This window comes from Brucella sp. TWI432 (genome assembly GCF_039674445.1).
GTDB lineage: Bacteria > Pseudomonadota > Alphaproteobacteria > Rhizobiales > Rhizobiaceae > Brucella > Brucella chromiisoli.
This window is the reverse complement of the sequence record NZ_JBDJNL010000001.1, coordinates 588,594-613,871: the sequence shown is the minus strand read 5'-3', so window position 1 is coordinate 613,871 and position 25,278 is coordinate 588,594. Positions and strand designations below refer to the sequence as shown.

The window sequence follows — 25,278 nt, the reverse complement described above, 5'->3', positions numbered from 1 at the left end:
ATCAACCCGCCTCTGAAATGCGGGATAGGACCAGGGAAAGAAATGCAGACCGAAAATCCAGCCGCCACTGCTACCGCAGGGGCTACTGCAGGCTGGGGAGAATTGTTTGCGGGCAAAAATGCGATCCGTTCGCTGACGCTCGTCGGTGGAGTTGCGCTCCACGCTATCAATGTTTTTATTGCCACAACCATATTACCAACCGTCGTCGCCGATATTGGCGGCATGGACTATTATGCCTGGAACACAGCGCTGTTTGTAACGGCGTCCATTCTCGGCTCGGCGCTTGTGCCCAAACTTCTGTCACAGGCAGCCCCACGCTATGCCTATCTCGTGGCGGCGATCATCTTCGCCATTGGCACGCTTGCCTGTGGTCTTGCCCCCTCCATGCCTGCCATGCTTGGCGGTCGTGTGGTGCAGGGGCTTGGCGGCGGCATGATGCTGGCGCTCTCTTATGCCATGATCCGTATCGTCTTTGACGAAAGGCTCTGGCCTCGCGCTATTGCGCTCGTTTCCGGCATGTGGGGTGTGGCAACGCTCGTTGGCCCGGCAGTAGGCGGTATTTTTGCTGAACTTGGCGTCTGGCGTGCAGCGTTTTGGTCGCTTGTGCCGGTGATCGGCATTTTTGCTGTCATGGCAATGCTGGTCCTGCCAAAGCAGAAAGACAGCGCTGAGAACAAAGACCGGCTTGCATGGCCGCAGCTTATTCTGCTGACCACAGCCGTGCTCATCATCTCGGCCGCAAGTATTTCACAAAGTGCTATATGGAACATCGCTGGCGTTGCGGTTGCATTTGCCGTGCTGATGCTGCTTGTTTTCGTCGAGCATCGGTCCACGAAACGTATTCTGCCGAAGGGTACTTTCAGCCTGAGCCGTCTTGGTGCGCTCTATCTCACCATGGGCTTTCTCGGCGGATCGGTCACAAGTTCCGAAGTGTTCGTGCCGCTGTTCTTTCAGGTCCTGCATAATCAATCACCGCTGGTGGCTGGTTATCTTGCAGCGCTGATGGGCGGAAGCTGGACATTCGGCTCCATCGGCTCATCCGGCGTGACAGGCAAAAGCGTAAACCGGGTTATCCTTGCAGCGCCAATTATGGGCATTCTGGGCATGACAACACTTGCCATTCTGGTTCCCCCCGGCAGCGACGGTCATTGGACCACACTTGTTCCGATTTGTCTTGCAATGATCGTTGTGGGTTTTGGTGTTGGCATGACATGGCCGCATCTGCTGACGCGGATTTTCAAACGGGCCGATGCGAGCGACCAGAATCTCGCATCAGCTTCACTGACAACCGTCCAGCTTTTCACCACGGCCATGGGTGCTGCCCTTGCAGGCATGATTGCCAATCTTGCCGGTCTGAGCAATCCCGGTGGCTTTGCCGGCACGTCAAATGCAGCACTTTGGCTGTTCATCGGCTTTGCTACAATGTCGAGTGTTGCGCTTTTTGCAGCAATCGCGCTGGTGCGCAGTTCACGCTGAGACACGAAAACAGGCCTTCAGAGCATATCATGCTTCGGAGGCCATCCTGATTAGGACGTCTTTCCTTGAGACTGCCTTTGAATTCGATTTAATTGCGCGACGCATATCGCCTGATTAACTCTTGATGTCGGGACATAGAAGCATTATTCCAACTTCCGTAATCGTCGGCCGGACATGGTACAGCATGTTGGCAAATCACGACCTCCGCGGAAGCCACCCTCAAGGCAGCCAGACGCGATCCCCCATGATTGCGATGAAAGACGTTTGCTTCATCTGAAGCAAATACCGTGAAAAGCGAAACAGAGACAGTTCCGACATGAGCAGCAATTTTTATCAGGAAACCGTTCTTGACGTTCACCACTGGACCGACAGACTGTTTTCCTTCCGCACCACGCGCGATCAGGGCTTCCGCTTTCAGAGCGGCCAGTTCGTCATGATCGGCCTTGAAGTCAATGGCAAACCACTGCTGCGCGCTTATTCGATTGCTTCCAGCGTCTATGATGAACAACTCGAGTTTTTCTCGATTAAAGTGCAGGATGGTCCGCTGACCTCGCGCCTTCAGCACCTGAAAGAAGGCGACAAGGTAATCGTCGGCAAAAAGCCGGTTGGAACGCTGCTCTATGACAATCTCATTCCCGGCGACAATCTATGGCTGCTTTCAACCGGTACAGGCCTTGCGCCGTTCCTGTCGATCATTCGCGATCTGGAAGTCTACGAGCGCTACAAGAAGATCATCCTGGTGCATGGCGTGCGTGAAGTGAACGAACTGGCTTATGCCGATCTCATCACCAAAGAACTGCCGGAAGACGAATTCTTGGGCGAAATGGTGCGCGAGAAGCTGATTTACTACCCAACTGTGACGCGTGAAGAATTCCGCAATAAGGGTCGCATCACTGACCTCATCAGCTCCGGCAAGATTTTTGAAGATCTTGGCCTTCCGAAATTCTCCGAACAGGACGACCGCATGATGCTTTGCGGAAGCCCGGAAATGCTGGCCGATATGCGCCAGATTCTTGAAGGCCTCGGCCTTGAAGAGGGTAGCCAGAGCGAAGCCGGTCATTTCGTTATCGAAAAGGCTTTCGTGGAAAAGTAAGCGATAAAAATATTTTTAAATAAGGGGGGCGCACGCCTCCCTTTCTTTTTCTCGCTGCCGTCTTTATGCTCACCCGCATGATAAACTGTTCGAGTATCCCCTGCATCGCGCTCCTGTGATTTAAGCACAAGGAGCATGGACGCAAGCAAACCACGCGTTTCTTGCGCAGTCTTCGCTTGACTATATGCGAGCGGATAAATGCCGGTCTCATCGGAACTCATGCAGTGAGCATTATCATGAAAAATTACTTTGAAAGCCCATTCAAGGGCATAACCCTCGACAAGCAGGTCACAAATCCAAACATCCTCGTTGGGCGCTACAGCTATTATTCTGGCTATTATCATGGCCATAGCTTTGATGATTGCGCGCGCTTCCTCCTGCCCGATGAAGGTGCTGACAAGCTGATCATTGGCAGCTTCTGCTCCATCGGGTCGGGGGCTGCTTTCATCATGGCAGGCAATCAGGGCCATCGGCACGACTGGATCAGTACCTTCCCGTTCTTCTTCATGTCGGAAGTGGACATATTTGCAGGAAGCGCAAATGGCTACAGCCCATCAGGCGATACAGTGATCGGCAATGACGTATGGATTGGTTCTGAAGCCATTATCATGCCCGGTGTGAAAGTCGGTCATGGCGCGATTATCGGCACACGCGCGCTCGTGACGCGCGATGTTGCGCCCTACACGATTGTTGGCGGCAACCCCGCCCGCACCATCCGCTCCCGCTTTGATGAAGTCGCCGTCAGACAACTCTTGGAAATGCAGTGGTGGGACTGGTCGGACGACCAATTGAAAGGTGCGATGGCAATTTTGACCAACAGTGATGTGGACACACTTTATCGCTATTGGCAAAGCCAGATTTGCGGGAGTTGATCTGATACGCCAAAGGCCTGCTCTCTCATCAGGCTTTTGGCTTCACACCAAAAACATGGTCCGGCCCTGGGAATGAGCGGGCGCGCACTTCATCCGCATAGGCTTGCGCAGCATCGGAAATCAGCGGCGCAAGCGTGGCAAAGCGTTTCACGAAACGCGGTGTAAAATCCTCAAATAGTCCCAGCATATCGTCGGAAACCAGAATTTGGCCGTCACAGGCAGGCGATGCGCCGATTCCAATAGTGGGAATGGAGAGCGTTTGCGTGATCTCGCGGGCCAAAAGCTCAACAGTGCCTTCAATCACCAGCGCAAAAGCACCGGCATCCGCAATGGCCTGCGCATCCTTGCGGATACGATTGGCTTCCGCATCATCACGTCCAAGCGAGCGAAACCCACCGACCGTATTGACCTGCTGCGGCATCAGTCCGACATGACCGAACACGGGAATACCCCGCCGGACGAGAAAATCGACCGTCTCGGCCATTTCTTCGCCGCCTTCAAGCTTCACGCCATCGCAGCCGGTTTCCTGCATGATACGGACTGCGCTGCGAAAAGCCTGTTCTTTCGATTCCTGATAAGCGCCGAATGGAAGATCGACCGTCACGCAGGCATGTTCGACGCCGCGCATAACCGCCTGTCCATGTGCAATCATCATGTCGAGCGTGACGGCAAGCGTTGAATCCATGCCGTAAAGCACCATACCAACGGAATCACCAACTAGAAGCAGATCACAATGAGGATCAAGCAGACGGGCAATCGGTGTTGTATAGGCCGTAAGGCTGACGATCGGACGCTCGCCCTTCATTGCCTGAATTGCCTTAGGCGAAAGGCGTTTCTTCTTAACGGTGACGCTCATGTCAGGCGGCCTTTTCCTGCGCCACATGCGCGATCACACGATTGTCGAGAAGGCGCGTGGTGCCGAACCGCACAAAAAGCGCAACCAGAACCGACCTGCCCTGAACAGACTTAAGACGCTGCAAAGTGTCAGGATCACGCAATGCCACCACCTCCGGGACTGCCAGCGGTTCCGTTGCAATGAAAGTACGGATTGCTGCTTCAAGCGCTTCCGGGTCATCGACACCGGACCGATAAAGCCGTTCGGCTTCATCCAGCGCCTTTGGTACGATGATCGCTGCGGCACGCTGCGCTTCACTGAGATAAACATTGCGCGACGAACAGGCAATTCCGTCATCCTCCCGCACGGTCTCAACACCAACCACCCGCACCGGAATCGCCATATCGTCGACCATGCGGCGGATGATGACGAGCTGCTGGAAATCCTTCTCGCCAAAGTAAGCGGCGTCCGAGCCGACGATGTTGAAAAGCTTGCTGACTACGGTTGCAACGCCCGCAAAATGACCGGGACGTGCTTCGCCTTCCATCTGATTGCCGAGCGTTGGGACATCGACCACTGTCTGCATCGGACGCGGATACATATCCGACACCGCAGGCGCAAACAGAAAATCAACATCCGCACTGCGCAGCAGGGTTGCATCACGCTCCAGATCACGCGGATATTTGTCGAGATCTTCATTGGCGCCAAATTGCAAAGGATTCACGAAAATCGAAACAACTGTAATGTCATTTTCCTGACGTGAGCGGCGCACCAGTTCAAGATGCCCTTTGTGGAGATAACCCATGGTCGGCACGAGACCAATAGATTGGCCGCTCCTGCGGACCGCACCAAGCGCCTGACGCAAAGCTTCAATCGTATGGATGATCCGCATGGCGACCTCCCTGCCAAATGACCAGATTTGGCCGCCACTCCTACAAGTTCAATTGCTAAAATGCAAAGCAATTACTGTCCGCCAACGGCTTCAACAGTGCTGCCTACCGTTCTGCCAAAGCGGTCAATCTGTTCGTTATAGGTTCGCCGGGTATTCGGATCAAAAACCGCAATCGGTGCACTGACGACCAGTGACGCAGCCGTACCCACACCCTGCGCTGTACCAAGGGCTACGGCGCCAAGGCGCTCACCCAGACCAATATCCGAATCCGTGATCGTCTGGCCGGTGACGAGACGCTGACCGATCAACTGAACCACTTCGGGACTTGAGGCAAACTTACCGTGGTTGAGACTATCACCCGCCTTAAGACGCGTCAGGTCAATAACGGTGATACCAGCCTTCTCAAGTTGCGAGCGATAAGGCTCAACCGAGGGGTCGATCTGCCCCAGACGGTCAACATTGCCGGAAATGAAGCGCGATGCACGAAGGGCACGGTCATCGCGTGATGTGAACAATGTGAAACGCGGATGCTCCTTGCCCATCGCACGGAACTGCTTGTTGAAAACATCCACATCAAGATCAGGTGACGCAAGAATGACGTCAGTGATCTTGCGATCAACGCGCTTGTCGCGGATTGCCATCTGGCGCAGTGCTTCAACGGTCAGCCAGCTCCCCATCGAATGCGCCATGATCGTTATGTCTTTGACGCGTGGATCTTGCGCAATCTTTCGTAGCACTGTTTCCAGTGCATCTCGCGAATAATTGGTGCTTTCCTTGTCGTAATTATAATCGAACACGCTGCCGCGCGACGGCCATGTGAAAATAACTGGTGCGACTTCGGCGCCGGAGTCATGCACGATCTGGGCGAAACGATAAACCGAGTCTTCAAAGGTGTTGTTGAAACCGTGGACAAAAACCATCACGCGGCGATTTTTGGGCAGGCTGCTGTTCAACCACTGTTGAGCGCCATTGGTTGAATTGATTGCCTTCACCTCAACGGTGGTGAAATCTTTAAGCGGATTGGCCGGAAGCTTTTTGGGCCACTGAACTTCACCAATCTTGCGATTTTTATCCGGTGGAATTGAAACCACAATCTGTGTCAGACTGAGATCCTGATCGCGTTCCCCGGAAAACAATGTGCCGGGATCACCCGAAGGCGCGCGTGTCGTTGCAACCATAAGATTGACTTTGGATGCACCCGGAACACTCTGACCAACAGGGATCAGAATACCATCCGGCCGACTTGCACAGCCCGCGATGATAATCAGGACAACGAGAAATGCAGGGGTGATGCGACGAAAAATACTCTGCAAAACCCAACTCCCCGACAAGACTTGATCCCCAAACCGCCCGATCAACATTTTAGTGTGGGCGCGGGTAATATATTCTTTACCGGAAGAGATATGCCAAGCCCTAATTGTCGAGACCTGTGGAAAGATTATGCCGCTGCGGCATCTCAGTTACACAAGGCCCATAAAGGACAGCTATTTCCACAGCTGCCTTTCGTCTTTTTTCAAAGCTTTTGCGCGAGAACACTGTCACCGCGAACGTATTGTTGAACGCAATTGCCCATGGGTGGTGCGAGCAACGCACGGCCAACAGATCAGAGTGATTAAGGGAAGCTTTAAAAAAGAAAAAGGCCGCGCGGGAGGAGGATGCGCGGCCTGATCTTGAATACGGCTGGGAGGAGGAGTGCCGTATTCGTCATCGGGCTCTGGGAGGAGGAGTGAACCCGATGACCAATGTTTACCAAGCGCCTCTTTATTCAACAACGACCAATAACGCATATCAGTTATGCAAATACGCCGATGCTTAAGTTTAATGCAGAATCCTAAATATGAAAAACCTGCTCACAGAATGAGCAGGCTGAGAAAAATATGCTGCAAAATCAGTATTTCAGAGAAGATGCGCGATCAATGGCGCAGCCAGAACATTGACCAGACCAACCAGCACCATCACAAGACCGGCAATTGACCCTTCTTCGCTGCCAATCTGATGCGCCTTGGCAACGCCAGCGCCATGCGCCCCCATACCGAACAACGCGCCGCGCGCCAAAGCAGAGCGAAGCGGCAGCCAGTTGAGCATCACTTCACCCATTGCAGCACCAAATACACCGGTCAGCACGACGAAAATGGCCGTCAGATCAGGCATTCCGCCAATATCGCCCGAAACCGTCATCGCAAAAGGCGTACTCATAGAGCGCGGCATCAAGCTCAAGCTGATAGCGTCGCTAAGACCAAGAAGATGCGCCAGCCCCCAGGCGGAGAGCATCGCAGACGAACTGCCGACCACGACGCCAACCAGCAAGACCGGCCAATATCGGCGAATGGTTGCACGCTGCTGATAGATCGGAATCGCAAAAGCCACGGTTGCCGGGCCAAGAAGCGCCACAAGCCAATGGGTCGCGCTGAAATAACCTCTGTAGTTTTCATTGAACCCTATGAGCAGGGCCATCAGCAATAACGGCGTGACAGCAAGCGGCGTCAGCCACCACATCGGAAAGCGACGATAGACGCGTTTTGCTGCGAGGTAGAGAAGGATTGTAGCGGCAGACCAGAACAGCGTTGCCACATAGGGGTTACTTAGCGGCATAGCGTACACTCAGCCGATAACACATATCGACAGTCAGCGCGGTCACAGTCATAACAGTCAGCGTGCCGACCAGAATAACAGCCATGATTTTCACGCCCAGCATGCCGAGCAGTTCCTGATGTTCGAGAATAGCCAGAACCGCCGGCACGAAAAACAGCAGCATTTCTGCCAGAAACCATTCCGCACCGCGCTTCATGCTGAACAGGCTGATGCGTCCGCTTAAGAGCAGGGCCAGAACCAGTACCATGCCAACAATGCCACCCGGCAGCGGCAAGCCGACCAAGCGAACAAAAGCTTCCCCTGCCAGCCAGAAGCCGAACAATGTCGCTATCTGCATAAGACGGCTGTTGTGCAGCGCATAGCGAAAACGGATTGTCAGGTTGTGGGCGCTCATGATGATGTTCCAATGCAGGTATTTGTGAATTCACTATAGGCGCAGTATCGCCATTCCAGAAATGAATTGATTTCATTGCAGCCATTCCATAATAGAATAGCTCATGAACTTACGCGGCTTTCAAGCTTTCGTGGAAGTGGTGCGGCAGGGCGGCTTTTCGGCAGCGGCCCGCACCATCAACGCCACTCAATCAACCGTCAGCAAGACGGTGCGGCAGCTCGAAGATGAGCTTGGCCTCACCCTTCTTGACCGTGAGGTCAGCCCACCGCGCCTGACAAGCGCCGGGGAAATCGTCTATCGGCGCGCAGTTGCAATGCTGACTGAAAAAGACGACATGCTGAGCGAGCTTGAAGAATTGCGCGGCCTCAAGCGCGGACTCCTGCGCCTTGGCCTGCCACCCATCGGCTCCAGCGTGCTTTTTGCCCCCGTCTTTGCAGCCTTCACCAAGCTTTATCCCGATATCGACATTCAGCTTGTCGAACATGGCAGCAAACGACTGGAAGAAGTTCTTCTGGCAGGTGACGTCGAACTGGCCGCTTCCCTTTTGCCCGTCGAAGAAAGTTTCGAGTGGCAGGCCGTTCGTTGTGAGCCCGTTGTTGCCCTGCTTCCAGCCAGCCACAGCTTCGTCGATGATGGCGGTATTCCCTTGTCCGATATTGCCAGTCTGCCCTTCATTCTTTTTGAAAGCGGCTTTGCGCTCAATCAGATCATTCTTGAAGCATTCAATCAGCGCGGACTGTTTCCTCATGTCGCTGTCAGATCAAGCCAGATCGACTTCATCGTCGAGCTGGTCGCAGCAGGCATGGGGATAGGCTTTCTGCCGCAAATGATTGCCGAACAGCGCAAACATCCCGGCGTTCGCATTCATCACATCAAGGATGCGAAACTGAACTGGGACATGGCGCTCATCTGGCGAAAAGGTGCGTTCCTGTCCCATGCCGCGAGGGCATGGCTTGCGCTTTGCAGAGGCGAGAATACTGCGGAGCAGGCTTGACCTGCCCAGCCGCTCGCCTATCTTTCTGAATATACCGACATTGTGGGAGCACTCACGCCCTTCTCAACCATCAGTCTTTTAGACCTATTTTACTGCGCATCTTATCCGAAAGCCGCTCGACGCTTTTCGGGATTTGCTCAAAAGGAGGCTATCATGGAAGGTAAGGTTATATTCTACAAAGGCGACAGGATCATTTACCGGCATCACGTTGACGTACACGACGATGATTATTCAAAGGGCGTCAATGATGCCCTTATCGCCTTCCAACGCAATTATGCCGGTTTTGATCTTGCAGGCGATGACATTCACATCCGCTTCAAGAAGCCCGGCGAGGTTTAAAGCCTGCGCTTGCCATACCGCATCTCTTTCGCCTGACAAGATCAGGCGAAAGCTGCCTCATGGGCAACGCGACGAATATCGCTGCGCGACAAGCCAAGATCGGAAAGTTCGCGATCACTGCAACCGCTTAACTCGCGCAGATTTTCGCGGTACTGCATCCAACGGGAGAACTGGGTACGAAGGTGGTTCATGGTGGTATCCCCTTATCTTCAGCACCTTTGAGTGCTGGGCTTTTTACCTTCCTCCCACTCTGAAGTTTCCGTCTTTTTAATCGTTTTGAGAAGTGCATAAACTGCATGGCTGCAATGTTGGAACAGCGCGCGTAAACATGGCGAACAGTAACGCAGTTCGTTAGAGCGTACGAAAAAAGTGATTGCTAAATGTAGAGTAAAACCGTGAGGGGTGTTTTAGAGGGTTACAACAGCCGCATTTTGTTTAAATCTGTAAATTGTGACTCACGAGACAAGATCCCACACCATATGAAAAGAACCATATTCATTGTCGGCAACGGCCCTGTCGAGAACGATTTATCCGCGCAGATAGATGCCGCTGATCTTGTGCTTCGCTTCAACGAGCCGCGCGTTTCGCGTGGCATGACGGGCACAAAGACAGATATGCTGATGCTCGCCACATCGAGCAAACAAATGGAACAGTGGATCAAAGACCCGGCTTTTATCAATTCGGACATTGTCCGCAATGCGCCAGAACTTCTGTTTGCGTTCCATCCGAGCATCATCAAACGCTTTCACCACCAGCCCAATATCCTGTCCCGCCTCAAAGGTCGACGCGCCGACTGGACAAATGAGGCCATCGATTATTTTGGCCGTGCTGGCAAAAAAATCCGCATCATGCCCTCAAAGGATTATTTTTCTGTCTGCGAAGAGTTGGGCATTACCCCCGATCAGATGAAAAAGGTGTTCCCAAGCACCGGCTTCTTCGGCATCTGGCTGGTTTTACGCAAATACTCGCAGCCCGACTGGGAGATCAAAATATGCGGCTTTAGCTGGGAGGGCTGGAAACGGCATGACTGGGCTGCGGAGCGCAAATGGATCGAAGAAAAGATCGCTATCGGACATCTTCACAAGGTTGGATAGAAGGTGCGACTTGCGCAAATTGAGCACATAGCAGATATAGAATGCCAATTCGGCTGACTTTACGCGCTATACGCTCAGGTTTACCATGAACATCAAGGCCCTCATCATTCACTTGGCGCGCGCGACGGATCGCAGACCGCAAGTCGAAAAGCTCATCCAGCAACTGCATGTGAAAGCCGAGATCATTGATGCTGTTGATAGCCGTACCCTGTCAGATGCGGAGATAAAGCGCGTTTATCGGCGCAAACTTCACGCGCCCCGCTATCCTTTTGAATTGAGCAAAAATGAGATTGCCTGCTTTCTATCCCACCGCAAAGCATGGCAGGCTATTGTCGATCAGAAACTGGATGCTGGCTTTATCATTGAAGATGACATCGAACTGACAGACGTTTTCCATGCCGCGTTTCACGCTGTCACCAATCATTTCGAGCCGGGCAGCTTTGTACGCTTCACGTTCCGCGACCGGGAACAGGGCCGCGAAGTTTTCCGCAATGATCAATTACGCATCATCATCCCCAACCCGATTGGGCTTGGCATGGTGGCGCAACTTGTCAGCTTTGATGCCGCGAAAAAACTGCTTGCCGCAACTCAACAGTTTGACCGACCTGTCGATACCACCGTGCAGATGCGCTGGGTGACTGGATTACAGCCACTTGCCGTCATTCCGGGCGGGGTGAAAGAAATCTCTGCCGAGCTTGGCGGCACGACAATTCAGCACAAAAAATCCTTCAAGGACAAGCTTGCGCGTGAAATCCTGCGCCCCCTCTACCGGATGCGCGTGCGCCAATTCTCTGCGAGAACGAAGTGAGACATATGGCTGTTCCGATTCTTCTTTATCATCAGATCGCCGCTTTACCGCACAAGAAAATTCCGTTTCGCGGGCTTTGGGTGCATCCTGACAAATTCCGCAGCCAGATGGCGTGGTTAAAGAGGCTTGGCTATCAGGGTCTTTCGCTGCGCGATGCCATGCCCTACATCAAGGGCGAGAAGACCGGCAAAGTTGCGGTCATTACGTTTGATGATGGTTTTCTCAACAATTACGAAAATGCGCTGCCGGTGCTTTCTGAATTTGGTTTTACTGCCACCAATTATTTTGTCGCCAATCAGATCGGCGGCAGCAATGTCTGGGACAATGCTGTGGGGGTACCGCAATCGCCCTGTATGTCGGTAGGGCAAATGCGTGAATGGGCGGCACTCGGCCACGAGATCGGCGCGCATACGCTTGACCACGTCAATCTGGAGAAAACACCGGACGACGAAGCCCGCCGTCAGATCGCTCAGTGCAAAACCGTGCTTGAGGATATGCTTGGATCGGAAGTGACAAATTTTGCCTACCCTTATGGCGGCAATCTTCCCGTTCATCGTGAAATGTGCCGTGAAGCCGGGTATGAAACCGCCACCACAACAGTCCATGCCCGCGCAAGAGCAAGTGATGATCCGTTCGGGATGCCACGGGTCTATGTTCGCCGCAGAGATCTGGCGCCGAAATTCATCTACCGTTTAATAACACGCTAAAAAACTTGGCTATTTATTTGATTTTGATCAATGCAGCCTCACGAAAACGTGGCAAATTGCCCGTCAATCTGCCATGGACGCAGAGATGCAAAAGCGGTACTAGAGCATAACTAAGGAGCGTATAATGGACTATCGCCGGTTTTTTGAAGAAGCGATCGACCAGCTGCACGCCGAGAAACGTTACCGCGTTTTTGCCAATCTTGAACGCATTGTTGGACGTTTCCCCCGCGCTACCTGGCGTAACAATGGCTCAGCACGTGAGATCACTGTGTGGTGCTCGAACGACTATCTGGGCATGGGGCACCATCCCGATGTCATTCAGGCAATGTGCGATACGGCCAACAGCGCCGGTTCCGGCGCAGGTGGCACCCGCAATATTTCGGGCAATAACCACCCGCTTGTTGAGCTTGAAGCCGAACTTGCCGATCTGCATGGCAAGGAGGCAGGCCTTGTTTTCACATCCGGTTTCGTCTCCAACGAAGCGTCGATCTCGACCATCGGTCGCTTGCTGCCAAACTGCCTGATCCTTTCTGACGAATTAAACCACGCTTCGATGATCGAGGGTGTGCGTCGTTCGGGTGCAGAGAAAAAGATTTTCCGTCACAATGACGTTGAGCATCTGGAACAGCTTTTGAAGGCTGCGGACCGTTCCCGCGCCAAGCTGATCGTATTTGAGTCCGTCTATTCGATGGATGGCGACATTGCGCCAATTGAAAAGATTGCCGATCTGGCCGAGAAATATAACGCCATGACCTATATTGATGAGGTTCATGCGGTTGGCATGTATGGTGCGCGCGGCGGTGGTATTACCGAACGCGACGGTCTTGCTCATCGCATGGATATTATCGAAGGCACACTTGCCAAGGCATTCGGTGCGTTGGGTGGCTATATCACAGGCTCCCGCGCGATCATCGATGCTGTGCGCTCTTATGCGCCGGGCTTCATCTTTACGACGTCGCTGCCACCAGCGGTTGCTGCTTCAGCGACAGCTGCAATCCGCCACCTGAAAGTCTCGCAGGTCGAACGTGATGGCCAGCAGCGTCAGTCGCAACGCGCCAAGGATGTTTTGTCGGCAGTCGGCCTACCCGTCATGCCATCGGAAACACACATCGTTCCAATTCTGGTCGGTGATCCAGAGCTTTGCAAGAAAGCCAGCGACCGTCTTCTCGACGTACATGGCATCTATATTCAGCCCATCAACTATCCAACCGTTCCACGCGGCACCGAGCGCCTGCGCATCACACCATCACCGTTGCATGACGATGCGCTGATTGATGGCCTCAAGGATGCGCTGCTGGAAGTCTGGAACACGCTGGGCATTCCATTTGCTGAACCGGACGCGCCGAAAGCTGCAAATTCTGACCGCATCATTCCGCTGATGGTTTCTAAAGCCGGCGGCTGATCAATTCAGCATCAACGCATTGAAAAAAGGCCGGTTTTCACCGGCCTTTCTTTTTAAAGATTATTGATCCAGCGAACCAGTCTTGCCGCCGCTTCATCGACCTGCTGTGGATCTCGGCCGAAACAGAGACGGAAGAAACCCTCGCCGCCCACCCCGAATGCGCTGCCCGGTGCGAGACCGACATTGGCGTTATCGACCATATCAAATGCGGCGTTGACCGAATCCGTCACACCTTCGACGCCGAAAAACAGATAGAACGCGCCTTGCGGCGGTGTCAGACGAACTCTTCCCGTTTCCTGCAACATTGCGCAAAGACGGTCCCGTGTTGAACGCGTGCGTTCCACCTGCATGGCAATAAAGTCATCGCCCTGATCCAGGGCTGCAACAGCACCCCGCTGCATGAATTGCGCCACGCCGGAATTGGAATACTGGATCATGTTTTCAATCGCCGGACCGATGGAGGGATGCACATTCATCCAGCCCACCCGCCAACCGGTCATCGCCCAGTTCTTTGAAAAAGAATTGACGAAGATGATCCGGTCATCCGGCTCCATAATATCCATGAAGGAAGGGGCACGGCCGCCGCCATAATAGAAATGGGTGTAAATCTCGTCGGCAATAATCCAGATGCCTTTTTCACGCGCCAGATTGAGAATGAAACGCAACGTATCAAGATCGCCGGTCCAACCCGTGGGATTGGAGGGCGTATTGATAAACAGCGCGCGGGTGCGCGGTGTGATCGCACTTACAATCCTTTCAGGATCGAGAACCCAACCGTTGGCTCCAAACTCAAGTTCGACAGGCACGGGCACTGCCCCTGCAAGACCTGCCGCGCCGACGAAATTTGGCCAAGCCGGTGAAAGATAAATTGCCTCTTCGCCCGCGCCTGTTGTTGCCTTGAGCGCCATCTCAATGGCGTGCATACCAGAGCCGGTGACATAAAAATTTTCCGGTTTGAACGGTTGCGGAAAATGGCGCGCATGATAACGGGCTAGGGCTTCACGCAGATCAGGAATACCGGCCTGCCATGTGTAGAAAGTTTCACCATCGGCAATGCCCTTTTGGGCCGCCGCGCGGATGAACTCAGGGGTCGGCAGATCACCCTCTCCGACCCAAAGCGGGATAATGCCTTCCTTGCCACGACCGTGATTGGCTACGGTAATGATGCCGCTTTCCGGGGAAAGGGCTGCTTCGCGTCGAAGATTGGCAATAAGCGTCATGTTTTCTCACATAAACTTGGATTGTCTTTGCACTGCTTAGCAAGGCACACGCATGAAATCACGTGGCATTTTGTGATGATCCGATAAGCTCTATTGATGGATCAAACAAAAACGGAGCCATAAGGCCCCGTTTTTGTCAGCGTTTGTCAAGCACTCAGGCTTTGCTCTGCTTTGCGAGAAGATCACGGATTTCGGCGAGCAGAACCTCTTCGCGTGGAAGCTCTGCTGCGGCTTCCGGCTTTGCTTCTTCCTTCTTCTTGAGCCTGTTCATGCCTTTAACGACGAGGAACAGAACCCATGCAATGATCAGGAAGTTGATGAGCAGGGTGACGAAGTTACCATAGGCAATCGTCGCACCCGCTTCACGAGCCGACGCCAGCGTGGACTGAGGTGCACCGGCGAGCTGAATGAACATATTGGAGAAGTCGATACCACCTGTGATCAAACCAATGATCGGCATGATGATGTCATTGACGATGGAATTGACCAAACCACCGAACGCTCCACCGATGATCACACCGATGGCCAGATCGACCATGTTGCCCTTGAGAGCGAACTCTCTGAATTCCTTTAACATTGCTGTATCCCTCTCGAACACGAACTTATACCGGGCCGTCCTTGCTAACGGATAAGCTTCGCCACAAAATCCTTACGATAAACACTTGAAACCGAATATGGTCGCAATTGTTCTCTCGTTAGATTGTAGGCGAAAATATTCAAAGAAAAGATAAACTTTCAAAAGGCGCTATTTGAAAGGGGCTTTTTAACGATCTCTAAAAAAAGAGGCGCAGAAAATGCGCCTTTTTTAAAGTTAATCTGCAAAGCGTTTGGTCGCTTCGATCAGTTCATGCGTGATCCCCGGTTCTGTCACGGCATGACCGCTATCTTCAACGATTCTGAGATCGGCTTCCGGCCACATTTTCTTAAGCTGCCACGCATTGATAAACGGCGTGCAGATATCATAACGGCCATGCACAATGACGCCCGGAATCTGGCGGATACGCTCCACATTGCGCAAAAGCTGGTCATCGCTTTCCAAAAATCCCCGATTCTGGAAATAATGACATTCGATACGGGCAAAAGCGACAGCATAAAGATCGTCACCAAATGCTTCCACACGCGCCGGATCAGGCTGGATTGACAGCACCGAACCCTCCCAGCGCGCCCATAAACGGGCTGCGGCAAGCTGCACCTGCGGATCGCGATCAGTCAGACGCTTGTAATAAGCTGCGATCATGTCGCCGCGTTCGTCTTCGGGGATATGCTCCTGATAGGCCTCAAAGTGGTCCGGGAAAATGATGCTCGCGCCGTTGGAATACATCCAGTCCACTTCGAACCGACGAACCATGAAAATGCCGCGCAGAATGATTTCCGAGACCCGCTCAGGATGAGTTTCGGAATAAGCCAGACCCAATGTCGAGCCCCAGGAGCCGCCGAAAACCTGCCACTTATCGATACCAAGATGAGCGCGGATATGCTCCATGTCGGCCACAAGATCCCAGGTTGTATTCTCGCGCAATTCAGCATGTGGCGTGGAACGTCCGCAGCCGCGCTGATCGAAAAGAATGATACGATATTTCTCGGGATCATGCAGACGACGCATAGCAGGCGTTATACCGCCGCCGGGGCCACCATGGATCATGATAACCGGCTTGCCATCAGGATTACCGCATTGTTCAACATGGATGCGATGCAAGGGTGAAACCTGCAGCATCTCTTCTTTAAAGGGCTGAATTTCAGGATAAAGCGTATTGCGCGTCATAAGATGCCTTTTCATTCCCGCTACAGCATGGTGCTTTCGATCGAACTTAAAACTAGCAAATAATACGGCCACAACGCGGCAATGCGACATAAGAAACCAGCCAGATAACGCTATTTTTGGTTGCCCGGATTGAAAAACGGCATAAAACGAAACAGTTGCATGTAAAATGCATCGCTCGGGGAGGACTTTCAAAATGGCGTGCGAGGCTTATGCAGTTTATCATTGCTGACGACCATCCGCTTTTCAGAGGCGCGCTCAGACAAGTGCTGTCCAGCTTGCCGGAAGAGGCCGAAATCATTGAAGTCGGCGATTTCGATGCTGCGAAAAAACTGGTCGCAGACGGAGATGATATTGATCTTCTGCTGCTCGACCTGACCATGCCGGGCGGAACGGGGCTTTCCGGCCTTGTTGCCCTGAAAGCGCTTGAACCTGCACTGCCGATCATCATCGTGTCAGCAACTGACGATGTTGCAACGATTCGACATGCGCTTGACTTGGGCGCATCCGGTTTTATTTCCAAGTCTGCCAGCATGGAAACCATTGGCGAAGCCGTCCATGCCGTTTTGGCAGGCGATGTCTGGATGCCGGAGAATATTGATCTTGATCAGGCACATGACCCGGAAATCGAAGCCCTGATTGCCAAGATCAGGACGCTCACACCGCAACAGACCCGCGTTCTGACAATGCTTGGCGAAGGCCTGCTCAACAAGCAGATCGCCTACGAGCTCAACGTCTCGGAAGCGACTGTCAAGGCGCATGTTTCCGCTGTTTTACAAAAGCTTGGCGTTGACAGCCGCACGCAAGCCGTCATTGTTCTGTCGCGGATTGGCAGTGATACGCTCACCTCTGACACGCCCTGATCATTCATTCTGCGGCTGACTGACGCTGATGCAGTGCGCTTGAAAGCAGCGAGCGCAATGCCGCCGGACGCAGAGGCTTGTGCAGCACAATGACATTTTCATCATCGGCCCGCTTGCGCACTTCTTTGGAGCGATCCGCCGTCAGCAGGATCGCCGGGATGTCGCTGCCGAAGCGTTCCCGCGCAAAGCCGATCATATCCAGCCCGTTTTCATGATCAAGGTGATAATCCGCCACGATAATATCGGGCGCCACCTCACGTTCAACGCAGAAGACTTTCAAACCCGCACCGTTGCGAAGCGTCGTCACATTGCAGCCCCAGCCTTGGAGGAGAGTTTCCATACCCGCAAGAATATTGGCGTCATTGTCGACACAGACCACATCGAGCCCGGTCAGGCTGGATGCGCGCTTAACGCCCTTGCGGCTGGCAACTTCCTCAACCGGCACGATCTCATCGCTGACTGGAAGGCGCAGGGTGAACACACTGCCCCTGCCCGGTTCGGACGAAATGGTCAGTGGCAGTTCAAGCATTCGCGCAATACGATCAACGATCGACAGGCCAAGCCCCAGCCCCTCCGCCTCGCGCATTCCTTCATCAAGACGTGTAAATTCACGGAAAACGAGCTTCAGCTTCTGTTGCGGAATGCCAATGCCGGTGTCGAGTACCTGCAAATCAACAAACTTGCCACGGCGACGAACTCCAAAGAGGATGCTGCCTTTGCGACTATACTTAATCGCGTTGGAAACAAGATTCTGAATAAGCCGACGCAACATGTTGCGATCGGTTTTGACCACAATACTTGATGGCACCACACGCAACTTCAGCCCCTTTTTGCGTGCCATCGGCGTGAAGTCCGTTGCAATCTGGCTTAGAAGGCGGTCGAGCCGAAAAACTGTCGCCTCGGGTTTCAGCGCACCTGTATCAAGCCGGGATATGTCCAAAACCATTCCGAGAATGGCTTCGACCGATTCAAGTGAAGAATCGATATTGCGTGCAAGCTGGCTTGTCTCTGCGCGACCAAGCTTCTCGGCCAGTGCAGTGCTGTAAAGCCGGGCAGCATTGAGCGGTTGCAGAATATCGTGGCCGGCGGCGGCCAGAAAGCGGGTCTTGCCGAGGTTTGCTTCTTCGGCAGCGCTCTGCGCTTTGGCCAGTTTCTGGTTGACATGGGTGAGTTCTGCCGTGCGATCAGCCACGCGCTGCTCCAGAAGTTCCGCCGCCCTCTGCCGCATCAAATCCGCCTCCACTTCGGCGGTAATATCGGTGTAGGTCGCAACCAGTCCGCCATCCGGCATCGGGTTGGAATTGATCTCAAGCACCTTGCCCGTCGATTTCAACGTCAGTCGCCATGGTTTGCGCAATGTCGCCAGCGAACGAATGGCTGCATGCTGCGCATTGGGAGCAAGATCGCCACTGCGTGCAAGATGCTCCACAATCTCGGACACCGGAATGCCAACCTGCATCACCTCATCCGGCAGATCGAATAAGCTGCGGAACTGGCGATTCCAGCATGTGAGCCGCAAATCCTTGTCGAGAACGGTGATTCCCTGATCCATCTGGTCGAGTGCAATCTGCAAGAGATCGCGGTTTTGTTGGAGAGCAATGGAAGCATCATCCAGCAATTGCCGCGCATCCCGTGCCGATGCATCATTGCGCTTGAGAAGCAACGAAAGAACCAGACGGGCCGATGACGAGCCAACCGCCGTACCCAGCAATTGTTCTGCATAGCGGATCAATGGCGTATCGACCGTCATACCGGGATCGAGCCTGCGCTGCTCGCGCCCTTCAAAGCGGATAAATGCACGTTCAACGCGTTCTGCACCGAGATAGCGGGCCATGGTTGCCTTGAGTTCGGCAACTGTGACGGTGGTGCGGAATCGTTTGAGTGTTGGCACCGTAATGGAATAGCGCGGCAGAAAGATACTGGCCTGAATACGCTCAAGCGGTGTCGAGGCACGCGAAAGCGAACCCAGAATATAAAACAGCGTGTTGGCAGCGAGGCTCCACATAACGCCATGCGTCAATGGCAGCGCATCGGTGCCAAACAGTGCTTCGGGGCGCAAGGCCGTAAAACCCAGCAGGCCATTGGTCAGGATTGCTGCATCCTCCGGCGCAACCGTTGGCAGCAGCAGCGTATAGGCCCAGATCAGAAAGCCTGCCAAAAGGCCCAGCATCGCACCGCGCCCATTGGCGTTACGCCAGAATAACCCGCCGATAAAGGAGGGTACAAACTGTGCAATGGCAGCAAAGGATATAAGGCCAATGGATGCGAGGTGAATATTGTTCGACGCCATGCGATAATAGGCAAAGGCCAGCGCCAGAATGGCGATAATTGTCAGCCGCCGCGTATTGAGAATGATCTGTGTGAGATCGTGCTGGCCATTGGGATGACGAACAGCCAGTCTGCGGATGATCAGCGGCAGAACCAGGTGGTTTGAGATCATGATCGACAGCGCCACGCAGGCAACGATCACCATCGCCGTTGCAGCCGAAAGCCCACCGAGAAACGCGATCAAAGCCAGCCAGTGCGCACCAATTGAAAGCGGCAATGCCAGCACATAAAGATCGCCGCTGACTGTATTGCCCAGCGTCATCACACCGATCAGCGCAATCGGAAAAACGAAGATGTTGATCAGGATCAGGTAAAGCGGAAACAGCCAGAAGGCCGTGCGCAATTCTTTCTCGCTGCGGCTTTCGACAACCGTCACATGAAACTGGCGCGGCAGCATGATAATCGCTGCGGCACTCAACATTGTATGCACGATCCATGTGCCAATGGATGTCTCATAGTGAAAAGCGTCAAGTGCGGCTGGCGAGTGTGAAATTCTGTCGATCAATTCGCCGGGGGAGCCAAACAAGAAAAAAGTACAGGCCAAGCCGACCATAAGAAACGCGCAGAGTTTAATAACCGACTCAAGCGCCACTGCCAGAATAAGCCCGTCCTGATGTTCGGTTGCATCCGTGTGGCGCGTGCCAAACAGGATCGCAAAAACCGCCAACACCGCCGCTACCGGCAACGAAATATCGCCAAACACAAAAGATGACGGATCAAACGCAGCGCCATAATGCTCCATCACCAGTCCGACACTGCCCGAAACGGCTTTGAGTTGCAGCGCGATATAGGGGATGGATCCTACTGCTGCGATACAAGTGGCAAGCGACGCAACACCAAAGCTTTTGCCATAACGGGCAGCCAGAAAATCGGCGATTGAGGTGATATGTTCTGATTTTGCCAATCGCACGATATGGCGCAGGAGGCGATTGCCGAGCGTGAAAACCAGAATAGGCCCGATATAGATGCCCAGGAATTCCAGGCCGCGCTGAGCCGAGAGGCCGACCGAGCCAAAAAACGTCCACGACGTGCAATAGACCGCGAGGCTCAATGCATAAATATAAGGGCGCGGAGCGCTGCTCCAGCGTGCAGCCTGCCGGTCGCCGATGCTTGCCACGGCAAACAACATCAGCAAATACAGAAAAGCAACGCCTAAAACTCCCCAGCCCTGCATATTGCCGAACTTCCCTCCCCACCTGTTAAGCCCCTATTGAGCAAACAGATGTGGGAAGGCAAGCATTTTCAGCGATGGCGCGCAAGAGCTACGTTCGCAGCATACGCTTATTGCTGCGTGCCAGCTGCTGGCTTCTCAGGCTCACTGTCAAAGCTCTTGGCGACATCCATGAAGCGGCGCATGAAGCGTTCCATATAGCCAAGCGACTGTTCAAACTCTGCCTCGGAGGGAAGCTTGGAAGGCGTGGCGGATGCAGCGCCCGATTCAATCGCTGAAAGCTTGTCCTCAAGCTTTTTCACGCGGTCCTGCAAATCCGAAATGTCGTTCTCGTATGCTTCGCGATCTTCGGTTGCCATCTTGCAGATGAGCTGCCCCTGCTGCTCATTGCAGACCGAAAGCGCACCTGTGCGCGTATCCAGCCGCACATAGCCGGTTTCCGTGCCTTCAATACGATAGCGCCCATTATCCTGCGCATAAGCACTGCTGGCTATAAAGCCCGTGCCAAGAAATGAAACAGCGACGAGTGTGCGAAGCAAAGGCATGTTTTGGCCAGACATAGTCAAATCTCCTATCGGCTTATTCCGATCCTGCCCCCCATCATATGGGAGCTATGCAAGAAAAACGAACAAGTCATGCTTTGATTTTAAAATAAATTCGGGATAGAGAGCAGCCATGACCAAAACGACCATCTACAAGATCGCCCCGCGCGATCTCTGGGCGCAGGCAGAACAGGCTGGTACTTTTACCGGAGCACCGGTTGATGTTGCCGATGGCTATATCCATTTCTCCACCCATGAACAGGTGCGCGAAACAGCCGCCAAACATTTTGCCGGGCAAGCGGATCTGCTGCTGGTAAGCGTGGATGCGACCTCTTTAGGCGACGCGCTGAAATACGAAACCTCACGCGGCGGCGCCTTGTTTCCGCATCTTTATGCGGTGCTGCCACTCTCAGCGGTCGTGAAGGTTGAGCCATTGCTGCTTGATGAAAATGGTCTCCATATTTTCCCGGAGCTTGAGGACAAATGAGCGGGCTTTTTGAACTTTTTGGGCGACGTGCCTTGTTTACGCTCGACGCCGAGCAAGCGCATGGTCTGTCCATCGCAGGACTAAAAACGGGTATTGTTACCTGTAGCCGTCCGCAGGACCCGGCGCTGTCGGTCAAGATTGCAGGGTTGCAGTTTCCAAATCCTGTTGGCATGGCGGCAGGTTTTGACAAAAATGCCGAAGTGCCGGATGCGCTTTTGAAAATCGGCTTTGGTTTTACGGAAGTCGGCACCATCACGCCACGTCCGCAGAGCGGCAATCCGCGCCCGCGCATTTTCCGCCTGGTGGATGACCGCGCTGTCATCAATCGTCTTGGCTTCAACAATGAAGGCCATGATGCAGCATTCAAGCGCCTGTCGCAGCGCGCTGGCAAGAGCGGCATTGTCGGCGTCAATATCGGTGCCAACAAGGATGCTGAGGATCGTATCGGCGATTATGTTGCCGGTATTCGCAAATTCTATCAGCTGGCGCGCTATTTCACCGTCAATATCTCGTCGCCCAACACGCCGGGTCTGCGCAATCTGCAATCGCGCGATGCGCTGCGCGAGCTTCTCTCCCGTGTGCTTGCCGCACGCGACGAAGAAGGCAAGATGTGCACGCTGAAGCGCCCTGTGTTTCTGAAAATCGCACCGGACCTCACCGACGAAGAGCTTGATGATATTGCAGCGGTTGCCCTTGAGCAGAAGCTTGACGGGATTATCGTTTCCAACACCACGCTCTCGCGCAATGGTCTCAACAGCGCTGAAAACCGCGAAGAAAGCGGAGGTCTTTCCGGGGCGCCGCTGTTTGAACGTTCGACGATCATTCTGGCCCGTATGCGCGAGCGCGTCGGTGCAGATATGCCCCTGATCGGCGTTGGCGGCATTGATAGCCCTGAAACGGCGCTTGCAAAAATCAAAGCGGGTGCTGATCTCATCCAGCTTTACACTGGCATGATTTATCGCGGTCCGGGCCTCGCATCGGAAATCGTGCGCGGGCTTTCTGAGGCTGTAAAGGCCGCAGGTGTCACCAGCATTTCTGATCTTCGCGACCGCGACACAAAGGAATGGGCCGCGCGCCGCCTATCTGATTAGGGCTTAAAGAATTCTGCCTTATATCTGCGCGGCAGCAACGCCAGAAGCGTGATGCCGCGAATGGACAAAAACAGATTGATTGCCAGCCAAAGCCCGTGATTTCCCATCACGGGCTTTACTGCATAAAGAACGACCAAAAAGAATATCAGCGAGAAGAACATCATGTTGCGCATATCGCGCGACCATGTTGCGCCGATATAAACCCCATCCATATGGAATGCGAGGAGGCCCGTAAGCCCCGTCAGAGCCGCCCATGGCAAATATCGGATGGCCTCATCACGCACATCTTCTGCTTTCGATAGAAGATCAATGATGGAATCGCCAAACACCAGCAAAAAGAACGCAATCAAGCCGGACATGACCAGTCCCCAGACGAAGGTGAGCTTTGCACCGCGCACAAAAGCCGGGCTGTAGCGCGCGCCAACTGAGCGCCCCACAATTTGCTCAACGGCGGCTGCCATGCCATCCAGAAAGAAGCCGCAGATAAGGAAGAAATTCATCAGAACAGCGTTTGCCGCAAGTGTTACTGTGCCAAGTTCTGCACCTGCCCGCGTAAAATAAGCAAAGGCTGTGAGCAGCAAAATCGAGCGGATCATAATATCGCGGTTAAGCGCAACCATCCGCACCAGACCTTGCTTGTCGAAGATGCGCGTCCAGTCGGGTTTACGTCCCGTCGAGCGATTGAAGTGGCGTGCCACAAGCACAAGACCGACGATAGCAGCGACCGTTTCGCCCGTGACGGTCGCCCATGCAACACCGGACACACCCCAGCCGAGTTCCAGTCCCAGCACAACACAGAGCACGATATTGATGCCGTTAATCAGCACCTGAAGGCTAAGGCCCAGAATGCCCTGCCCGCGCCCCAGCAGAAGGCCAAGCACTGAATAATTAATGAGTGCGACCGGCGCTGAAAACATGCGGATCGACACATAGGTCGCCATCGCTTGCTGCGTGGCAGGCGTGGGATGAATGAAATCAGACGCAATGGTCAGCACGAGCGGCAGGCTCAGGATCATCAAGAGACCGGCGGCAACCGCTATAATGATCGCACGCCAGAAAATTGCCTGTTCTTCGGCCTTGTCTTCCGCACCAACCGCCTGCGCCACAAGTCCGGTGGTGCCTGAGCGCAAGAAGCTGAACATGGTCAGCAGAAAGTCGAACACCAGCGCGCCGATAGCGAGGCCACCAATCAGCTCAGCCTGCCCCATCTGACCGACCACCCCCATATCCACCAGCCCAAGCAAAGGTGTGGTGACAGCAGCCAATGTCATCGGCACGGCGATCATCATCACCATGCGATGCGTCACTTCAAAAGGTCTGGAAACAATGCTCTTATCGTGCAGCATCTGATCCCCGGCTTTCCCATAATTCCAATCTTTTTTCTAAAGCGCATCTTATCCGACAACCGCTTGCCACGTCTCAAGATGCGCTTATAGGGAAAGCTCTATTCTGGAATCATTCAAAGCGACAGCGAATTCCGCCACCGCATTGTCGCAGCCCTGACAACCTTATGTCAGCAGGATTAAAGCCCCAGCACCATGGCCCAGTAAATGCGACGGGGATTGTTTTCAGGCGTGGCCCATGCCAGCCCGTAATGTCCGAATGTCGGATCGAGCATGTTCTTGCGGTGCCCCGGCGATTTCATCCAGGCATCAAACACGGCTTGCGTATTGGGCTGACCAGCCGCAACATTTTCCGCCGCAGGACCGCGAATGCCGGCCTGCTTGAGCCGCGAGACAAAACCATTGCCCCAACCGACCGAATGGCCGATCTTGCCAAAGCTTGCCATGCGGCGCGCCTGATAAAGGGCCGCCTTCTCAAGCTTGCTGTCGGTCGTCATGGATGGCAGGCCATTGGCCTTGCGGATCTGATTGAACAAGGCCGTTGGATCAACGTCGCCCGCAGCAGCTTCAGCAAAGCCCTTCGGTAGGGCTGCATAAGCCAGCGCACCGCCGGCAAGAATCAGAAATCCACGGCGCGAAAGAGTGAAACTATTGTTCTGCTGCATTTTCATTTTCCCGGACTATCGCTTATTTGCGATAACTCAGGATTCGGAGCAAAATAAAGACGGGAATAACAACAGCTGCACCAAGGATGAGATAATCGGCAAAGCCTGCGATGGCAGAGAAGCCCATATTCCAAAGGCGCAGAACAAAATCGCGGATGCCATAAAGAATGTCATAAGGCGTCCAGTGGAATGCGCTCATCACCACACCCACCACCAGCGAGATCAGGACAAGCTTGATCAGCACGCGCGCGGGCGTATCGCCAAGAAATCGGTTCACACCATCAGACATGCAAATCTCCAGTATTCTGCCA

General features: G+C 53.7%; 26 protein-coding genes. 12 read left to right on the top strand and 14 right to left on the bottom strand.

The window, feature by feature from the left end; translation table 11 throughout:
* Positions 1–42 precede the first annotated feature (42 nt).
* The 3 genes from ABE527_RS03030 to catB all read left to right on the top strand — a co-directional run bounded on the left by ABE527_RS03030 (position 43) and on the right by catB (position 3,441).
* Entirely contained in the window at positions 43–1,476 is a 1,434-nt protein-coding gene (locus ABE527_RS03030) for an MFS transporter (protein ID WP_265982988.1), read from the top strand.
* Positions 1,477–1,792: 316 nt separating this feature from the next.
* Positions 1,793–2,569 carry a ferredoxin--NADP reductase gene (locus ABE527_RS03025; protein WP_499696093.1) on the top strand — a complete coding sequence of 259 codons (777 nt, stop codon included), beginning with the start codon at positions 1,793–1,795 and terminating at the stop codon, positions 2,567–2,569.
* Between the two features lie 236 nt (positions 2,570–2,805).
* Positions 2,806–3,441, top strand: coding sequence for a type B chloramphenicol O-acetyltransferase (gene catB / locus ABE527_RS03020; RefSeq protein WP_499696092.1), 636 nt, complete (start codon positions 2,806–2,808; stop codon positions 3,439–3,441).
* 28 nt (positions 3,442–3,469) lie between these two features.
* On the opposite strand, the gene panB is transcribed toward catB, so the two are convergent.
* The 5 genes from panB to ABE527_RS02995 all read right to left on the bottom strand — a co-directional run bounded on the left by panB (position 3,470) and on the right by ABE527_RS02995 (position 8,154).
* Positions 3,470–4,297 carry a 3-methyl-2-oxobutanoate hydroxymethyltransferase gene (gene panB / locus ABE527_RS03015; protein ID WP_499696091.1) on the bottom strand — a complete coding sequence of 276 codons (828 nt, stop codon included), beginning with the start codon at positions 4,295–4,297 and terminating at the stop codon, positions 3,470–3,472.
* Position 4,298: 1 nt separating this feature from the next.
* Positions 4,299–5,168 (bottom strand): pantoate--beta-alanine ligase, encoded by an 870-nt coding sequence (gene panC, locus ABE527_RS03010; RefSeq protein WP_499696090.1) that lies wholly within the window; start codon positions 5,166–5,168, stop codon positions 4,299–4,301.
* 71 nt (positions 5,169–5,239) lie between these two features.
* Complete coding sequence (locus tag ABE527_RS03005) at positions 5,240–6,481, bottom strand: alpha/beta hydrolase (RefSeq protein WP_265982980.1); 1,242 nt, start codon at positions 6,479–6,481, stop codon at positions 5,240–5,242.
* A gap of 583 nt (positions 6,482–7,064) precedes the next feature.
* Positions 7,065–7,760 carry an LrgB family protein gene (locus ABE527_RS03000; RefSeq protein ID WP_265982979.1) on the bottom strand — a complete coding sequence of 232 codons (696 nt, stop codon included), beginning with the start codon at positions 7,758–7,760 and terminating at the stop codon, positions 7,065–7,067.
* Positions 7,747–8,154, bottom strand: a complete 408-nt coding sequence (locus ABE527_RS02995; RefSeq protein ID WP_265982977.1) for a CidA/LrgA family protein — start codon at positions 8,152–8,154, stop codon at positions 7,747–7,749. The genes ABE527_RS03000 and ABE527_RS02995 overlap by 14 nt, the downstream gene beginning before the upstream one ends.
* A gap of 103 nt (positions 8,155–8,257) precedes the next feature.
* On the opposite strand from ABE527_RS02995, the gene ABE527_RS02990 reads away from it, so the two are divergent.
* Both ABE527_RS02990 and ABE527_RS02985 read left to right on the top strand, forming a co-directional pair.
* Positions 8,258–9,148: a LysR family transcriptional regulator gene (locus ABE527_RS02990; protein ID WP_499696089.1), complete on the top strand. Its 891-nt coding sequence runs from the start codon at positions 8,258–8,260 to the stop codon at positions 9,146–9,148.
* Positions 9,149–9,301: 153 nt separating this feature from the next.
* Positions 9,302–9,487 carry a hypothetical protein gene (locus ABE527_RS02985; protein ID WP_499696088.1) on the top strand — a complete coding sequence of 62 codons (186 nt, stop codon included), beginning with the start codon at positions 9,302–9,304 and terminating at the stop codon, positions 9,485–9,487.
* Positions 9,488–9,528: 41 nt separating this feature from the next.
* Here ABE527_RS02985 and ABE527_RS02980 read toward each other — a convergent pair whose 3' ends face one another.
* Positions 9,529–9,678, bottom strand: coding sequence for a DUF1127 domain-containing protein (locus tag ABE527_RS02980; protein WP_265982973.1), 150 nt, complete (start codon positions 9,676–9,678; stop codon positions 9,529–9,531).
* Between the two features lie 288 nt (positions 9,679–9,966).
* Between ABE527_RS02980 and ABE527_RS02975 the strand changes: the two genes are divergently transcribed.
* From ABE527_RS02975 to hemA, 4 genes are all read left to right on the top strand, one after another.
* Positions 9,967–10,581, top strand: coding sequence for a glycosyltransferase family 29 protein (locus ABE527_RS02975; RefSeq protein ID WP_499693429.1), 615 nt, complete (start codon positions 9,967–9,969; stop codon positions 10,579–10,581).
* Positions 10,582–10,666: 85 nt separating this feature from the next.
* Entirely contained in the window at positions 10,667–11,389 is a 723-nt protein-coding gene (locus ABE527_RS02970) for a glycosyltransferase family 25 protein (protein WP_499696087.1), read from the top strand.
* 5 nt (positions 11,390–11,394) lie between these two features.
* Positions 11,395–12,096, top strand: a complete 702-nt coding sequence (locus tag ABE527_RS02965) for a polysaccharide deacetylase family protein (RefSeq protein WP_499696086.1) — start codon at positions 11,395–11,397, stop codon at positions 12,094–12,096.
* 124 nt (positions 12,097–12,220) lie between these two features.
* Positions 12,221–13,498 (top strand): 5-aminolevulinate synthase, encoded by a 1,278-nt coding sequence (hemA, locus tag ABE527_RS02960; RefSeq protein WP_499696085.1) that lies wholly within the window; start codon positions 12,221–12,223, stop codon positions 13,496–13,498.
* 53 nt (positions 13,499–13,551) lie between these two features.
* On the opposite strand, the gene ABE527_RS02955 is transcribed toward hemA, so the two are convergent.
* The 3 genes from ABE527_RS02955 to pip form a co-directional block, all read right to left on the bottom strand.
* Positions 13,552–14,718, bottom strand: coding sequence for a pyridoxal phosphate-dependent aminotransferase (locus tag ABE527_RS02955; protein ID WP_499696084.1), 1,167 nt, complete (start codon positions 14,716–14,718; stop codon positions 13,552–13,554).
* Between the two features lie 154 nt (positions 14,719–14,872).
* The gene (mscL, locus tag ABE527_RS02950) at positions 14,873–15,295 is read right to left on the bottom strand and encodes a large conductance mechanosensitive channel protein MscL (RefSeq protein ID WP_265982963.1); all 423 of its coding nucleotides are present in this window, start codon (positions 15,293–15,295) and stop codon (positions 14,873–14,875) included.
* A 234-nt stretch (positions 15,296–15,529) separates the two neighbouring features.
* Entirely contained in the window at positions 15,530–16,480 is a 951-nt protein-coding gene (gene pip / locus ABE527_RS02945; RefSeq protein WP_265982962.1) for a prolyl aminopeptidase, read from the bottom strand.
* Positions 16,481–16,689: 209 nt separating this feature from the next.
* Between pip and ABE527_RS02940 the strand changes: the two genes are divergently transcribed.
* Positions 16,690–17,340, top strand: a complete 651-nt coding sequence (locus ABE527_RS02940; protein WP_265982961.1) for a response regulator transcription factor — start codon at positions 16,690–16,692, stop codon at positions 17,338–17,340.
* Positions 17,341–17,344: 4 nt separating this feature from the next.
* Here ABE527_RS02940 and ABE527_RS02935 read toward each other — a convergent pair whose 3' ends face one another.
* Complete coding sequence (locus ABE527_RS02935; RefSeq protein WP_499696083.1) at positions 17,345–20,842, bottom strand: PAS domain-containing hybrid sensor histidine kinase/response regulator; 3,498 nt, start codon at positions 20,840–20,842, stop codon at positions 17,345–17,347.
* 107 nt (positions 20,843–20,949) lie between these two features.
* Positions 20,950–21,399 carry a hypothetical protein gene (locus ABE527_RS02930; protein WP_499693425.1) on the bottom strand — a complete coding sequence of 150 codons (450 nt, stop codon included), beginning with the start codon at positions 21,397–21,399 and terminating at the stop codon, positions 20,950–20,952.
* A gap of 115 nt (positions 21,400–21,514) precedes the next feature.
* On the opposite strand from ABE527_RS02930, the gene ABE527_RS02925 reads away from it, so the two are divergent.
* Entirely contained in the window at positions 21,515–21,868 is a 354-nt protein-coding gene (locus tag ABE527_RS02925; protein ID WP_499693424.1) for a DUF952 domain-containing protein, read from the top strand.
* Positions 21,865–22,959, top strand: coding sequence for a quinone-dependent dihydroorotate dehydrogenase (locus ABE527_RS02920; RefSeq protein WP_499696082.1), 1,095 nt, complete (start codon positions 21,865–21,867; stop codon positions 22,957–22,959). Before ABE527_RS02925 ends, ABE527_RS02920 begins: the two co-directional genes overlap by 4 nt.
* Here ABE527_RS02920 and ABE527_RS02915 read toward each other — a convergent pair.
* The 3 genes from ABE527_RS02915 to ABE527_RS02905 all read right to left on the bottom strand — a co-directional run bounded on the left by ABE527_RS02915 (position 22,956) and on the right by ABE527_RS02905 (position 25,256).
* Positions 22,956–24,305: an MATE family efflux transporter gene (locus ABE527_RS02915; protein WP_499696081.1), complete on the bottom strand. Its 1,350-nt coding sequence runs from the start codon at positions 24,303–24,305 to the stop codon at positions 22,956–22,958. The two genes, ABE527_RS02920 and ABE527_RS02915, sit on opposite strands and share 4 nt — an antisense overlap.
* A 176-nt stretch (positions 24,306–24,481) precedes the next feature.
* A complete protein-coding gene (locus ABE527_RS02910; protein WP_499696080.1) occupies positions 24,482–24,967 on the bottom strand; it encodes a CAP domain-containing protein in 486 nt (161 codons plus the stop codon).
* Positions 24,968–24,989: 22 nt separating this feature from the next.
* A complete protein-coding gene (locus ABE527_RS02905) occupies positions 24,990–25,256 on the bottom strand; it encodes a DUF6460 domain-containing protein (protein ID WP_187546315.1) in 267 nt (88 codons plus the stop codon).
* Positions 25,257–25,278 lie beyond the last annotated feature (22 nt).